The following is a 14166-nucleotide window of genomic DNA, read 5'->3' as shown; positions in this document are numbered from 1 at the left end:
CCCTTTCTTCAACCGTCAACTTAGAACACCGGTGACATACCTCACAAATCCGTGGTGACGATGTTACAGACCTGATGCAGAACAGCGGCATTTCGTGTGGTGTCCGGAGCACGCCGGATGCACACTCCGCACGTGCCCGCGGTGCCCGATAGGCTCGATCGCGTACATCGCTGACGAAGACCCGAATCCCGGAGGTTTCCCATGTCGCTGACCACCACGCTCCTCGATCCCGCGCGCCAGCCGGCCGTCGTCGCCGACTTCGCGTCGGTCGTCGAAGCCGAGGTCGGCGACAAGAGCGGCCTGTCCGGCACCGTCATCAAGACCGCGTACGCGGCGGTCAAGAAGGTCTCGCCCACGGTCATCGAGTCGGCACTGACCAAGCTGCTGCCCGACTTCGCCGCGGCGCTCGATCCGTTCTGGACCGAGTTCTCGGCCCAGGGCCCGGGCGACTTCGGCCAGTTCCTCGCGGCCCGCGGCGACGCCGTCGGCGACGCACTGCTCGCCGTGACGGACGCGAAGGCCGAGTCCACGAGCCAGCCCGCGCTGCGCAAGGCCTACTCGAGCCTGCGCGGCAAGGCCAAGGAGAACGTCGTGGCGGCGCTGCCCCGCGTCGGCGCGGCCGTCCAGAAGAACGCCGCCTGATCATGGGGAAGGTGCAGCTGCACGGGTCGGACCAGCTGACCACCGCGGTCGATCACGCCTACAGCGCCACGGTGCCCGCCGGCACCACGGTGCACATCGCCGGCGTCGCGCCGCTCGACGCCGGCGGTACGACCGTCGCCCCCGGGGACGTCCAGGGTCAGGTGCGGGCCGTCGTCGCGAATCTCCGGGTGATCCTGGGGGAGCGCGGGGCCGAGCTCGCCGATGTGGCGCGGCTGACGGTGTTCGTCGCCGAGCACCTGCAGGTGGACCTGCAGGTCGCGGTGGACACGCTCGCGGAGGTCTTCGTCGAGCTGCCGCCGCTGTCGGTGATCGGTGTGAGCCGGCTCCGGTACGACGACCAGGTGGTCGAGTTGGAGGCCGTCGCCGCCCTGTAGTCACACGGCCGTGGCCTGTGACAATGCGCACAGGCCCGCGGCCGTGCGAGTGCTTGCCACAGTGGTTCGTTCGCGCCGAACGACAGGCGCTACCGTGGACGGCGTGAGTACGTCTACTTCCGCAGATGCCGTGGCCACCGTGATCACCGGGGCGAGCTGGCCCAGGATCCTGACCTGGCGTTCCGTGGACGGGAACCTGTTGGAGTCCGTCCGGGTGCAGCTCAGCGGCGACCGGATCAAGGCCTACGGCCGGATCATCGCGGCGCCGACGGCCGACGGCCCGGCGTTCAACGCCTCCTACGACCTGGTGACCGACGACGAGGGCGTCACCAAGCGCCTCTCGGTGCACGCTCTGACGGAGGCCGGCGAGTCCCAGGTGACCATCGCCCGCGACGGCGAGAACCACTGGTTGGTCCAGGGTGCGCAGGGCTCCGAGCGAGGCTTCTTCTCGGGCGCCCTGAGCGTGGACGTGCTCAAGTCCGCGTTCTTCAATGCGCTGACCGTCCGCCGGTTCGACCTGCAGACCCACGCGGAGGCCATCGACGTCCCGGTCGTGTACGTGGATCTGCCCAGCCTGCAGGTCAAGGAGACGGTCATCAACTACGACGGTGCGGCCGACGGCATCACCGTCATCTCGCCGGTGTCCAGCTCGAAGCTCTCCGTCGACGCCGACGGCTTCGTCATCGACTACCCCGGCCTGTCGACCCGCGTTGGGTAGATCGCCTCGAGCGGTACTCAGTCCAGAGCGGTGATCACGCCGCCCGCGTGACCCGCCTCGCGCAGCGCCCGCTGCCACTGCGCCCCGTCGAGCACGGGAGCGATCGGGGTGCGGCGGGCGTTCTCGTACCGCTTGCGCGCCGCGTAGCCCCGTTCGGTGATATCGCCGACGGTGCCCCGCCCGGCCAGTTCGGCGCGCGCGGCGATCAGCTCGGCGATCGTGTCGTCGAGCGCGTCGAGCAGGGCCTCGGCGTTGGCCTCGCACATCGCGTTCACCAGCGACGGTGCCGTGCCTGCCACCCGCGTGACATCGCGGAAACTGCTCGCGGCCAGGGAGTGGGCGAGCTGCTTGGCCGCGGGATCCAGTTCGGCGGTGATGGCCACGGCCTCGGCGACCACGTGCACCGAGTGCGAGATCCGAGCGACGGCGGCGTCGTGCTCGGCGGATCCCGCGGGCACGATCACGGCGCCGCAGTCCAGGCCGACGGTCGCGGCCAGGCGCCAGGCCTGCGCGGGAGTGTCGTCGTCGGCGGTGACGACCCAGGTGGCACCGTCGAACAGGGTGGCGTCGGTGGCCTCCCAGCCGGAGAACGCGGTCCCGGCCATCGGGTGGCCGCCGGCGTAGCGCCCCGTCAGGCCGGCCGCTGCGACCCGCCGCGCGACGTCCCCCTTGACGCTCACCGCGTCGGTGAGCCATGCGTTCGGGGCGTGCTCGGCGACGGCGGCCAGCACGCCGTCGAGGGCCGGGACGGGGACGGCCACCACGATCACGTGCCGGCCCTGATCGGCCCGCCGCAGGGTCGCGACCAGGTCGGACGAGGCATCGAATCCGGCGGCGTCCGCGTCGTCGACCGCCGCGGCCGAGCGGTTCCAGCCGTACGCCGGGCGACCGGCACGGCCCAGGGCCCGCAGGATCGAGCCGCCGATCAGGCCCAGGCCGAGGACGCAGACGGGGACGTCGGAATGAGGAGCATGCTGCGCGGACACCCCGACAGCGTTCCACAGCGGCGTTCGGAAGCCGTATGGACGTGTCGCGGACGGGCGTTTACGGATACGGTTTCACCCATGGCCGCACAGACCTCACCGGAGCGCTACGACGACACCGACGGCTACGCCGTGGCAGTGACCCGCGAGGAGACCACCTGGACCGTGCACCTCCTCGACCCCGGCGCGCTGGGCAGCATCGCCAAGGCCGAGCAGGAGATCAAGGCGCTGCGCGTCACCGGAGCGGTCTTCGGCGTGCTCAACGTCGACGACGAGTACTTCGTCGTGGTCCGGCCCGGTCCGTCGGGCACGCGCCTGCTGCTCTCCGACGCCACCGCCGCCGTCTTCGACGAGCTGGCCGAGCAGGCGCTGGAGCGACTCAACGTCGAGGTGCCGGACATCGACCCCGAGGAGATCGAGGAGACCGACCCCTGGCCCGAGGGCGACCTGGCGATCCTCGGCGACCTCGGACTCGGGGAGCAGGAGCTCAGCGTCCTGCTCGCGGACCCCGACCTGTACCCGGACGAGCAGCTCCAGGTGATCGCGGAGCGCCTCGGTTTCGACTCCCAGCTCGGCGCGGTCCTGGACTCGCTCGGCTAGTGGCCCTGCTGGACGCCGAACGCGCGGCCATGGGCTTCGCGCTCGAGGCTGCGGACCTCGCAGGGCCCGACGACGTGCCCGTCGGCGCTGCGGTCCTCGCGCCCGACGGTGCCGTGCTCGCGCTCGCGGGGAATCGTCGGGAACAGCTGGGCGACCCGACGGCTCACGCGGAGGTCCTCGCGCTGCGGGCCGCGGCGGCGCGGTTCGGCGACGGCTGGCGCCTGGGCGGTTGCACCCTCGCGGTGACCCTCGAGCCCTGTGCGATGTGCGCGGGCGCGCTCGTCTCCGCCCGGATCGAGCACCTCGTGTTCGGGGCCTTCGAGCCGAAGACCGGGGCCGTGGGCTCGGTCTGGGACGTGGTCCGCGACCCGCGCGTCACGCACCGGGTGACCGTGCGTGGCGGCGTCCGTGAGGCCGAGTGCGCCGCCCTGCTGACCGACTTCTTCACCCCGCACAGGCCGTGACCTGCCGATTTAACGCCTGAGACGTCTTCCGGTAAAGTTTCGCGACGGTGGCGTGTCCGAGCGGCCGAAGGTGCAGCACTCGAAATGCTGTGTGCGGTAACCCCGTACCGAGGGTTCAAATCCCTCCGCCACCGCCAAGGGAATGCCCCGTGACCTGCAGTGATGCGGATCGCGGGGCATTACTCGTTCGTGCGGTGTCACCATGCGTGGCTCACAACGCACATCCGTTTCCGGAGCGGGTGCCCGCTCACACGTCGGTCCGTGCGGCAGTCGCTGCCGAGATGCCCCGGTCACGCGATGACCGCGCCGCTGGAGACGACGTTCGGGCGCGCCCGCGCCGTATCGGTCGCCGCAGCCACCACTCGCAGAAGGCGAGCGCGATGAGCCAGCTCGGCAGCGCGACGATGGCCGGCCCCCAGGCATCGAGGAAGGACTCGGGCACGCCTGCGGCGCCGAGGACCAGGAAGGCGATCGGCCCCAGGATCCGATTGAGGATCACCGAGTACATCAGCGCGGCGCTGCGCAGCATCCAGCGCCGGTGGGCGGCCACGTCGCGCCCGACGATCGCCCGCACGCCGAGCGCGGTGAACAGCAGCATCAGTGAGCCGAGCGTCACGTTGGACACGGCGTTGACCGGCCCGAACGGCGTGACCGTCCCGATCGCGATGGCCGCGAGCCCCACGGGCAGCGCGCACGCCACGTAGATCCGGCCGGCGATCCAGTGGTACCGCGCGAACCAGCGACGTCCGAGCTGGACCAGCCCGGCGAGCATCGCGACGGACCCGAGCAGGATGTGCCCGACGAGCAGTCCGTAGTACCAGTCCGGTTGCTGCTCGAGCGGGATACGGCTCCCGCCCGTGAGGTAGGGCGGCAGTGCGTAGGCGAGGAATACCAGCACGATGAGGGCGCCGACCAGCAGTTTCTTCATGGGCGTCACGCTAGGAGTGGTTGCCGCGCGAGTGGATCACCCATAGGGGTGGCGCGGCGTAGTCCGCTCGGGTGAGGGACGGTGTCGGCGGCGGTCAGTGCGCGCCGAAGAAGCCGATCGCCCTGTCCCCGTCGTCGCAGCGCGCGAGCATGCCGGGGGTCGTCGGAAAGGTGCAGTTCCAGCCCTCGACGGTGACGGGCTGTCCCGTCGCGATCTTCGGCCCGAACGCGGTGGCCACGCGCATCGCCTCGGCGCAGTCGACCTTGACGGTCCCGAGGGCGTGGACGTACAGGGCCCCGTCGGGGCCGCGGGTCTGCCCGCACATCTCGGCGCGGGTCTCCGCGGCGGCCGCGGTCGTGGCCGACGGTGCGGGGGCGGTGGACGAGTCGGAGGAGCTGCCGCAGCCGGCCAGGACGAGGCCGCACGCCGTGACGGCTGCGACGGCTGTGACAGGCGTTGTGAAGCGCTGAAGGGCGGTCATGCCCTGCACAGTACGCGTGCCTCGGTGATGAGCCTCACGAAACTGCCGGTCAGCGACTTCATTGCGGATAGAAACCATCGGTACACTCGACAGCGACTCGTATCACGCAGCTCTCGCGCCTCGACGACTCGGAGTACCTCCATGGCACTGTTTCTGTACCGGGTGGGTAGGTTCGCCTACCTCAACCGATTCAAGGTCATCGCCGTGTGGCTGTTGCTGCTCGTCGGCATGGGGCTCGGCGCCGCGGCGCTGAGCAAGCCGACCGTCGACAACTTCTCGCTGCCCGGCCTGCCCTCGGCGAAGGCCACGGACATCGTGTCCGCGAACTTCGGCGACAAGGGCGGGGACCCGTTCACCACGGCGTCAGCGACCATCGTCTTCCACGCCACTCAGGGCAAGCTGACGGATCCCGGTAATGCCGCCGGCATCGACAAGACGATCGCCGACATCAAGGCGCTCACGAAGGACGGCGACGACGGGCAGAAGGTCACGGTCGTCAAGGACCCGGAGCTGCTGCACAACCCCACCGTCGAGCTCGACCCGAACAGTCTGACCGCGGATCAGAAGGCACGGCTCGAGACGATCGCCGCGCAGGGCAAGGACATCGCGTCCACCAAGACGCAGGCGCAGAAGGACGCGGACGCGGCGGTCACCTCCTCCGTGAGTCCCGACGGCAAGACGGCGAAGATCACCGTCAACTTCGTCGACAAGGTCACCGAGCTGCCGAAGGACCTGTCGGACAACCTGAAGAAGGCCCGCGAGGCGGGAGCGGCCGCGTCGGGCGGCACCCTGCAGGTCGAGGCCGACGGTTCCGCCGCGCGTGGGAACGCCGACATGGGTATGACCAGTGAGATCATCGGCATGATCGTCGCGGCGATCGTGCTCGTCATCACCTTCGCCTCGCTCGTCGCGTGGGGCCTGCCGCTGATCAACGCGATCATCGCCGTGCCGGTCGCGATCTGCGGCGTCATGATCGCAACGCACTTCGTGGAGCTCGGCACCTTCCCGACGGTCCTCACGTCGATGATCGGCCTGGCCGTCACCATCGACTACGCGCTGTTCATCGTCTCGCGGTACCGGCACGAGCTCCGGCGCCTCGGCGCCACCACACGGGAGCAGCGGGCGGAGGCCGCGGGCATCGCGGTGGGCACCGCCGGGTCGGCTGTCATCTTCGCGGGTCTGACGGTGATCATCGCGCTCGCCGCGTTGGCCTTCATCGGAATGGACTTCCTCGGCCAGATGGGCGTCGCCGCCGCGTGGGGCGTCGGTATCGCGGTGGTCGTCGCGCTCACCCTGTTGCCCGCGATCCTCGGGCTGTTCGGCTCCAAGGTCTTCGCCGGCCGGGTCAAGGGCCTGCATCCGCAGGACACGGACGAGGGCGAGGGCCGGGTCGCCAACGGCCTGCGCTGGGCACACGTGGTGAAGAAGGTCCCCGTCATCACTCTCATCGCCGGCGTTGCGGTGCTCGGCATCCTGGCGATCCCGATCAAGGACATGAAGACGGCGCTGCCCGGTTCGGGCATGAGCGAGAAGAGCACCTCCGAGCGCAAGGCCTACGACCTCGTCTCCGACGGCTGGGGCAAGGGCGCGAACGGCACCCTGCTCGTCGCGGTCGACGGTTCCGGGGCGAACCAGGACCAGCGGCTGCGTGCGTACTCCCAGATCGTGGACAAGATCAACACCGACCCGAGCATGTCGAAGCTGGTCGAGAACGCGCAGATCGCCGCGCTCGCGCCGAACAACAGTGCCGCGCAGATCATGGTCACCCCCAAGGGCGGGCCGAACGATCAGGACACCAAGGACCTGGTGGACAAGCTCCGCGCCCTGCCGAACGGCACGAACGGCACCGTCAGTCGCCTGGGCGTCGACCTCGGCGTGGCGGGCAACACCGCCATCGAGATGGACATCTCGGACAAGCTCGGCACGGCGCTGTGGATCTACGTGGCCATCGTGGTCGGCCTGGCCTTCCTCCTGCTCCTCATCGCGTTCCGCTCGATCCTGGTGCCCCTCACCGCGGTGCTCGGCTTCCTGCTGTCCGTCGTGGCCACCTTCGGCGTGACCTCGGCGATCTTCACCGACGGTGCGCTCGGACTCATCGACAACACCCAGCCGCTGGTGTCCTTCCTGCCGATCTTCCTGGTGGGCATCGTGTTCGGCCTGGCGATGGACTATCAGGTGTTCCTGGTCTCGCGGATGCGGGAGGAGTTCGTGCACACCGGCGACGCGACGGGCGCCACGATCACCGGCGTGCAGTACGGCGCCCGCGTGGTGACCGCCGCGGCGATCATCATGATCTCGGTGTTCGCCTCGTTCATCCTCAACGAGCAGGTGTTCATCAAGGAGATCGGCTTCGGCCTCGCGGCCGCGGTCCTGCTGGATGCCTTCGTGGTCCGGATGGTGATCATCCCGTCGGTCATGATGCTGCTCGGCAGGTGGGCGTGGTGGCTGCCCAAGTGGCTCGACAAGCTCCTGCCGAACGTCGACATCGAGGGCGAGGCGCTCGTCGCGATGCTCGGCCGTGGAGATGCGGGGGCCGACACCGTCGCCTTCCCCGCCCCGGCTACCGCCGAGATCCCGGTCCCCACTGAACAACTCGTCGCCGCAGGCCCCACCGACGTCCACGCCCGCGGCAAGGCCCGCGTGCAGCAGCTCAACGGGGTCGACAGCGTCGACACCAACGGCTTCAACGGGCACGCGAACGGCGTCGCTCGTCCCTCGGACGCGCCCACGGGCCCCGTTCCCCTGGTGCCGCTCGCGAAGGACGAGCCGGCCACCGTCGAACAGGCCGCGCAGGTCGAGGCGCCCGAGCCCACTGCGCAGGACACGGGGGAGTACCCGGTGGCGCGGCCCGGTGTTCCGCGGCCCGAGCAGACGACCACGGGACCGATCGTCGGACGCCCGCGGGGCGACCGGACCTTCGACGAGATCGCCCAGCTGCGTGAGCAGAACAAGGTGATCGCGGCGGAGCTCAGTGCGCTGCGGTCGGACTACCGGTCCATGGCGAGCCGGACGCGCCTGCAGAGCGAGCACATCAGCGACCCCACGCGTTTCGACATCGACGGACGCCTCGAGGGGCCCGACGGTCCGCTGGGCCGTGCGGGTCGGTTGCTCACCCCGCACGGTGAGATCCTCACGCCCGCCTTCATTCCCGTGGGTACCAAGGCCACGGTGAAGACGGTGCTGCCGGAGGCGGTCTCGGAGTTGGGGGCGCAGGCGGTGCTCGCGAACGCCTACCACCTGTACCTGCAGCCCGGTCCGGACATCGTCGAGCAGGCCGGCGGGCTCGGGAAGTTCATGAACTGGGACGGCCCGACCTTCACCGATTCCGGTGGCTTCCAGGTGATGTCGCTGGGTTCCGGGTTCAAGAAGGTCATCGACATGAACGGCGGGGAGGAGCTCCAGGGCGACGACGCCATCGCGGAGGGCAAGGACCGCCTCTCGCGCGTCGATGACGACGGTGTCACCTTCCGCAGCCACATCGACGGCACCGAGCACCGGTTCACCCCGGAGGTGTCGATGCAGATCCAGCATCAGCTGGGCGCCGACATCATCTTCGCCTTCGACGAGCTCACCACCCTGCACAATTCCCGTGCATACCAGGTGGAGTCGCTGGAGCGGACCCGCCTGTGGGCCCGCCGCTGCCTGTCCGAGCACAACTGGCTCACGGCGCAGCGCCGCGACGCGATCTCCCTGTGGGGCGTCGTGCAGGGTGCGCAGTACGAGGACCTGCGGCGCAAGGCGGCGCGGGATCTGCGCGCGCTGAGCGACGAGGACCGGCTCTCGGGCGGTCTCGGGTTCGGCGGTTACGGCATCGGCGGCGCCTTGGAGAAGGCGAACCTGTCGACGATCGTGCGCTGGGTGAACCAGGAGCTGGAGGAGGACAAGCCGAAGCACCTGCTGGGCATCTCGGAGCCGGACGACATCTTCGCCGCGGTCGAGCAGGGCATCGACACCTTCGACTGCGTGTCCCCGTCGCGGGTGGCGCGCAACGGCGCGATCTACTCGCTGGACGGCCGCTACAACGTCACCAATTCGCGGTTCAAGACGGACTTCCGGCCGCTGGACCCGGAGACCGAGAACTTCACCTCGCAGTACACCCGCGCGTACATCCATCACCTGTTCAAGGCGAAGGAGGGGCTCGCGGCCACGCTCGCGACGATCCACAACGAGCAGTTCATCGTCTCGCTGGTCGCGAAGATCCGGCAGTCGATGCTCGACGGCACGTACTGGGAGTTCAAGGAGGAGTTCCTGGGCCGCTACTACCGCGGCACCCAGCACCACCTCGCCAAGTCCGACTAGGCCGCAACGCTTCGGTCACGGGGCCCAAGGATCCTTGGGTTTCGTGACCGAAGTCTTCGGTCACAGCGGCAGGGTCCACGGCTCCCGGGGCAGCCGGGCGGGGTCGAAATCGTCCAGCATCTCGTGTGGCGTGCTCCCGCGCAGCCCCAGGCTCGCGGCGATCTCCGGCAGCACCACGCCCGCCCCACCGCGCTGGGCCAGGGTGACGGCACCGTCGCGCTTGGCCAGGCGGATGCCCGTGGGGCCCAGCACCATCGGTACGTGGGCGTAGGTCGCGGGGACGCCTCCGAGCAGTGTCGTGAGGTGGGCCTGGCGGGGCGCGGAGGACAGCAGGTCGTCGCCGCGGACCACCTGGTCGACGCCCTGGGCGGCATCGTCGACCACCACGGCCAGGTTGTAGGCGTAGGTGCCGTCGCCCCGGCGGAGCACGAAATCATCGACAACGCCGGTGTATTCGCCGTGCAGCACGTCCGTCACCGTGAACGCGTCGACTGCGGAACGCAGGCGCAACGCTGCTGGACGGTCCCGCCGCCGGACCGCTCGCTCGGCCTCGGTGAGATCGCGGCACGTGCCCGGGTAGGCCCCCTCGGGTGCGTGCGGCGCCGACGGAGCGGACAGGATCTCCCGTCGCGTGCAATAACACTCGTAGACGTCGAGCTTCTCCAGCGCCGCAGCGTACCGGTCCGTCCGGGCAGACTGCCGGACGACGGGCCCGTCCCAGTCCAGCCCGATCGAGGTGAGGTCGGCGAGCTGGCGGGCCTCGGCGCCGTCCGCCACCCGGTCGAGGTCCTCGACGCGCAGGAGGAACTCGCGCCCCGTCGAGCGGGCGAACAGCCACGCGAGCAGGGCCGTGCGCAGGTTGCCCACGTGCAGGTCGCCCGACGGACTGGGGGCGTACCGACCGGCTGTCATCGTTCCAGTCTACGAACGCCGCGGACCCGGCCGAGGTTCTCGGCCCAGCGCGCCACGTGCTCGACGAGCTCCGGCGGCTCGACCACTGTGACCGGCGCGCCGAGGACCGCGATCGCCATGGCCGGCCAGTCCAGGGACTCGGTCTCCATCCGGACGACGGTGGCGGCACCGTCGGACTCGATGCGGGCGTACGGGCCGATCGCGGCCCGGACGCGCTCCTCGGGGGCATCGACGAGGAACTCGATGCGCCGACTCGGCGTCCGCGCGACCGAGGAGCGGACGTAGGCCGCGGCGTCCTCGGCGGGCAGCGCGCGCGGACGGAACCGGACCCCGGTTCGCGACGGTGCCCCCATCCGGTCGAGCCGGAAGCTGCGCCAGTCATGCCGGTGCAGGTCGTAGGCCACGAGGTACCAGCGGCGCCCGAGTGGCACGAGCCGCATCGGCTCGGCGAGCCGGTCCGTGCGCGCGCCGTCGGCGGCGGTGTAGCCGAATTCGATCCGTTCCTCGGCGCGGCACGCCTCCGCGAGGCCGGTGAGGATGCGCGGGTCGGCCGCCGGGCCACCGGTGAGGACGGCGGGCTGGGTCACGGCGCCCAGCGCCTCGACGCGCTTGCGCAGCCGCGGCGGCATCACCGCCGCGACCTTGCCGAGCGCGCGCACGGAGGTCTCGGCGATGCCGGCGATCCCGGCCTGGGCCGCAGTCTGCAGGCCGACGGCGATCGCCACGGCCTCCTCGTCGTCGAGGACCAGCGGCGGCAGGGCGGCACCGGCGGCCAGCTGGTAGCCGCCGTCCACGCCGCGGGTGGCGTTGACGGGATAGCCGAGATCGCGTAGCCGCTCGATGTCGCGCCGCAGGGTGCGGACGGAGACCTCCAGCCGGTCGGCCAGTTCGCCGCCCGGCCAGTACCGGTGCGTCTGCAGGAGGGACAGCAGTCGCAGGGTGCGGGAGCTCGTGTTCGCCATGTCTTCCAGTGTGTTTTCCATTACGGACAGAAACTGACACTAATACCTCATAGCCTTCTAGACATGACCGAGACACAGAACATCTCCGCAGAGCGCACCGACATCCTCGACCTCCTCGCGGGTCGCAGGCACTTCCTCCGGTTCACCGCGCAGAACCTCACAGACGAGCAGGCGACCACCCGTAGCACCGTCAGCGAGCTGACGATCGGTGGGCTGATCAAGCACGTCACCGCGGTCGAGAAGGGGTGGCAGCAGTTCGCGCGGGGCGAGGGCCACGTGATGGCAGACATCGACTGGGAGAACCCCGCCGACGGGCAGATCGAGGCGTTCCAGAACGGCTTCCGGCTGGTCGACGGTGAGACCCTCGAGTGGGCTCTCGCCGAATACGAGCGGACGGGCGCCATCACCGACGAGATGGTGCGCACCGCGGATCTGGACGCGTCCTACGAGCTGCCCGAGGCGCCGTGGCAGCCGCCGGGCGTCTTCTGGTCGGTGCGCCGCGTCTTCCTGCACATCGCGGCGGAGACGGCGCAGCACACCGGCCACGCCGACATCATCCGCGAGGCGATCGACGGTCAGAAGAGCATGGGATAGCGGGATTTCCCCGCGGCGGGGTCACGTGTCGGTGGCCCCGCCTACGATCGGACGCGTGGACCTCCCCGTGAACCCGCCGCTGGACCCGATGCTCGCCAAGGCCGCCAAGGCGATACCGCGCTCGGACGGTGACACCGCGTACTCGCACGAGCCGAAATGGGACGGCTTCCGCGCCCTGATCTTCCGCGACGGTGACGAGGTGTTCATCGGCTCGCGCAGCGGCAAGAATCTCGGGCGGTACTTCCCGGAGGTGGTGGCCGCCGCGCGTGCGGAGCTGCCGGAGCGGTGCGTGCTCGACGGCGAGATCGCCGTCGCGGCGCATCGCGAGGGCCGCAAGCGGCTCGACTGGGAGTCGCTCTCGCAACGGATCCATCCCGCGGAGTCGCGGATCACCAAGCTCTCCGAGGAGACGCCGGCGATCTTCATCGGCTTCGATGCGCTCGCGATGGCGGACGTCGACCTCATGGGCAAGCCCTTCACCGCGCGGCGCGAGGTCCTCGAGTCCGCCTACGCCGGCACCGGCACCTGCAAGATCAGCCGCGTCACCACCGACGCCGCCGTGGCCGCCGACTGGTTCGAACGGTTCGAGGGCGCCGGCCTCGACGGGGTGATCTCCAAGCGGATCGACGGGCACTACCTACCGGGCAAGCGCGAGATGATCAAGGTCAAGCACGCCCGCACCGCCGAGGCGGTGGTCATCGGTTACCGGATGCACAAGTCGCAGCCGAACGCCGTCGGGTCCGTCCTGCTCGGCCTGTACCGGGACGGCGAGATGCTCTCGATCGGCGGGATCGGCGCGTTCACCGCGGCCAAGCGCGAGGAGTACCTGCAGTTGCTCGAGCCGATGCGCACCGCGGAGTCGGCGCAGGGCGAGCCCAACCGCTGGTCCTCCGCGGAGAAGACGGGGGAGTGGGTGCCGGTGCGCCCCGAGCTCGTCGTCGAGTTCGACTACGACCAGATGGAGGGCATGCGCCTGCGGCATACCGCGAAGTTCAAGCGCTGGCGCCCCGACCGCGAACCGTTGAGCTGTGGGTACGAGCAGCTCGACGTCCCGGTCAACTACGACCTCGACGACGTCTTGCAGGAAGGGAAGTAGATGGCCAAGACTCCGGCGGCGGAGGTCCTCGTCCAGGGGCCCGACGGTGACCGCACCGTCCGGGTCTCGAGCCCGGACCGGATCATCTACCCCGCCACCGACCTCACCCCCGAGGTCTCCAAACTCCAGGTGGCGCAGTACTTCGCGGCGGTCGGCGAGCCGCTGCTCGCCGCCATCGGGGACCGCCCCACCGCGCTGGAGCGGTGGCCGGGCGGCGTCCACCCCGGCGGTCGGCTGGCACAGGGCCCGCAGGACAAGGACGCCGACGGCTTCTACCAGAAGCGGATGATGCGCGGCGCGCCTGACTACGCGAAGACGGTGCGGATCGCCTTCCCGTCCGGCCGTCCGGCCGACGAGTTGTGTCCCACCGAACCTGCGATCGGAGTGTGGTGCGCGCAGATGGGCACTATCACCTTCCATCCGTGGCCGGTACGCAGCGCCGACGTCGACCATCCCGACGAGTTGCGGATCGACCTGGACCCGCAGCCCGGCACGGACTTCCGGGACGCGGTGCGCGTCGCCGGCGTCGCGCGCGAACTGGCCGACGAACTCGGCCTGCGCGCCTACTGCAAGACGTCGGGCAACCGGGGCGTGCACGTGTTCGTGCGCATCGCGCCGCGCTGGGACTTCGTGGACGTGCGGCACGCCGCCATCGCCTTCGGCCGCGAGCTGGAGAAGCGCGACAGCGGAGTGACGACGGCATGGTGGAAGGAGGAGCGGGGGGCAAGGATCTTCGTGGACTACAACCAGAACAGCCGCGACCGCACCATCGCCTCCGCCTGGTCGCTGCGGGCCGTGCAGGGCGCCACCGTCTCCACCCCGCTCACCTGGGATCAGCTGGCCGAGGTGCAGGACCCGCACGAGCTCAACCTGTTCACCGTCCCCGAGCGCCTCGCCGACGGCAACCCGTGGGCCGACATGGACGAGGTCGCGCACGACCTCACGCCCCTGCTCGACCTGTGGGAGCAGCACCCCGTCGAGCTGAACTACCCGCCCGACTACCCCAAGATGCCCGGCGAGCCGCCCCGTGTGCAGCCCAGCAAGAAGGTCGCCGAGCACTGGGACGCGGAGGGCAACCGACTTTGAATTCGC

At 70.1% G+C, this 14166-nt stretch carries 14 protein-coding genes, 1 tRNA gene and 1 pseudogene; 11 read left to right on the top strand and 5 right to left on the bottom strand.

The genetic code is table 11. The features are described from left to right. Positions 1-201: 201 nt before the first annotated feature. From AXK60_RS12650 to AXK60_RS12640, 3 genes are all read left to right on the top strand, one after another. Entirely contained in the window at positions 202-642 is a 441-nt protein-coding gene (locus AXK60_RS12650; protein ID WP_068571447.1) for a DUF6918 family protein, read from the top strand. Positions 643-644: 2 nt separating this feature from the next. Further along, positions 645-1037, top strand: a complete 393-nt coding sequence (locus AXK60_RS12645) for a RidA family protein (RefSeq protein WP_068571446.1) — start codon at positions 645-647, stop codon at positions 1035-1037. A gap of 103 nt (positions 1038-1140) precedes the next feature. Then, entirely contained in the window at positions 1141-1755 is a 615-nt protein-coding gene (locus tag AXK60_RS12640) for a putative glycolipid-binding domain-containing protein (protein ID WP_244881095.1), read from the top strand. Between the two features lie 17 nt (positions 1756-1772). Here the strand turns inward: AXK60_RS12640 and AXK60_RS12635 are convergent, their stop codons facing one another. Beyond that, complete coding sequence (locus tag AXK60_RS12635; protein WP_068571445.1) at positions 1773-2741, bottom strand: prephenate dehydrogenase; 969 nt, start codon at positions 2739-2741, stop codon at positions 1773-1775. Positions 2742-2819: 78 nt separating this feature from the next. Here AXK60_RS12635 and AXK60_RS12630 point away from each other — a divergent pair, with 78 nt between their 5' ends. The 3 genes from AXK60_RS12630 to AXK60_RS12620 all read left to right on the top strand — a co-directional run bounded on the left by AXK60_RS12630 (position 2820) and on the right by AXK60_RS12620 (position 3939). Further along, entirely contained in the window at positions 2820-3338 is a 519-nt protein-coding gene (locus AXK60_RS12630; protein WP_068571444.1) for a tRNA adenosine deaminase-associated protein, read from the top strand. Positions 3339-3367: 29 nt separating this feature from the next. Continuing rightward, positions 3368-3802 carry a nucleoside deaminase gene (locus AXK60_RS12625; protein WP_068571540.1) on the top strand — a complete coding sequence of 145 codons (435 nt, stop codon included), beginning with the start codon at positions 3368-3370 and terminating at the stop codon, positions 3800-3802. 46 nt (positions 3803-3848) lie between these two features. Further along, positions 3849-3939 (top strand) — tRNA-Ser (locus tag AXK60_RS12620). Between the two features lie 110 nt (positions 3940-4049). Here AXK60_RS12620 and AXK60_RS12615 read toward each other — a convergent pair. Together AXK60_RS12615 and AXK60_RS12610 are read right to left on the bottom strand one after the other, a co-directional pair. Continuing rightward, entirely contained in the window at positions 4050-4730 is a 681-nt protein-coding gene (locus AXK60_RS12615; protein WP_068571443.1) for a DUF2306 domain-containing protein, read from the bottom strand. Between the two features lie 94 nt (positions 4731-4824). Continuing rightward, positions 4825-5211, bottom strand: coding sequence for a hypothetical protein (locus tag AXK60_RS12610; protein WP_068571442.1), 387 nt, complete (start codon positions 5209-5211; stop codon positions 4825-4827). 27 nt (positions 5212-5238) lie between these two features. Here AXK60_RS12610 and AXK60_RS25840 point away from each other — a divergent pair. Both AXK60_RS25840 and tgt read left to right on the top strand, forming a co-directional pair. Then, positions 5239-7650: pseudogene (locus tag AXK60_RS25840) on the top strand (MMPL family transporter); the annotation flags it as partial. Between the two features lie 591 nt (positions 7651-8241). After that, entirely contained in the window at positions 8242-9510 is a 1269-nt protein-coding gene (gene tgt / locus AXK60_RS25835) for a tRNA guanosine(34) transglycosylase Tgt (protein WP_376766505.1), read from the top strand. Between the two features lie 60 nt (positions 9511-9570). Here the strand turns inward: tgt and gluQRS are convergent, their stop codons facing one another. Beyond that, the gene (gene gluQRS / locus AXK60_RS12600; protein ID WP_068571441.1) at positions 9571-10422 is read right to left on the bottom strand and encodes a tRNA glutamyl-Q(34) synthetase GluQRS; all 852 of its coding nucleotides are present in this window, start codon (positions 10420-10422) and stop codon (positions 9571-9573) included. After that, positions 10419-11384 carry a helix-turn-helix transcriptional regulator gene (locus AXK60_RS12595; protein WP_068571440.1) on the bottom strand — a complete coding sequence of 322 codons (966 nt, stop codon included), beginning with the start codon at positions 11382-11384 and terminating at the stop codon, positions 10419-10421. The genes gluQRS and AXK60_RS12595 overlap by 4 nt, the downstream gene beginning before the upstream one ends. Before the next feature lie 63 nt (positions 11385-11447). On the opposite strand from AXK60_RS12595, the gene AXK60_RS12590 reads away from it, so the two are divergent. The 3 genes from AXK60_RS12590 to AXK60_RS12580 are packed head-to-tail and all read left to right on the top strand — an operon-like array spanning position 11448 to position 14160. Next, positions 11448-11978 carry a DinB family protein gene (locus AXK60_RS12590; RefSeq protein WP_068571439.1) on the top strand — a complete coding sequence of 177 codons (531 nt, stop codon included), beginning with the start codon at positions 11448-11450 and terminating at the stop codon, positions 11976-11978. Between the two features lie 55 nt (positions 11979-12033). Continuing rightward, positions 12034-13074: an ATP-dependent DNA ligase gene (locus AXK60_RS12585; protein ID WP_068571438.1), complete on the top strand. Its 1041-nt coding sequence runs from the start codon at positions 12034-12036 to the stop codon at positions 13072-13074. Then, positions 13075-14160 carry a DNA polymerase domain-containing protein gene (locus AXK60_RS12580; protein ID WP_068571437.1) on the top strand — a complete coding sequence of 362 codons (1086 nt, stop codon included), beginning with the start codon at positions 13075-13077 and terminating at the stop codon, positions 14158-14160. It abuts the gene before it with no gap. Positions 14161-14166 lie beyond the last annotated feature (6 nt).

Source organism: Tsukamurella pseudospumae, from assembly GCF_001575195.1.
Lineage (GTDB): Bacteria > Actinomycetota > Actinomycetes > Mycobacteriales > Mycobacteriaceae > Tsukamurella > Tsukamurella pseudospumae.
The sequence above is the reverse complement of the archived record's forward strand: the minus strand, read 5'-3'. Positions and strand labels throughout refer to the sequence as shown.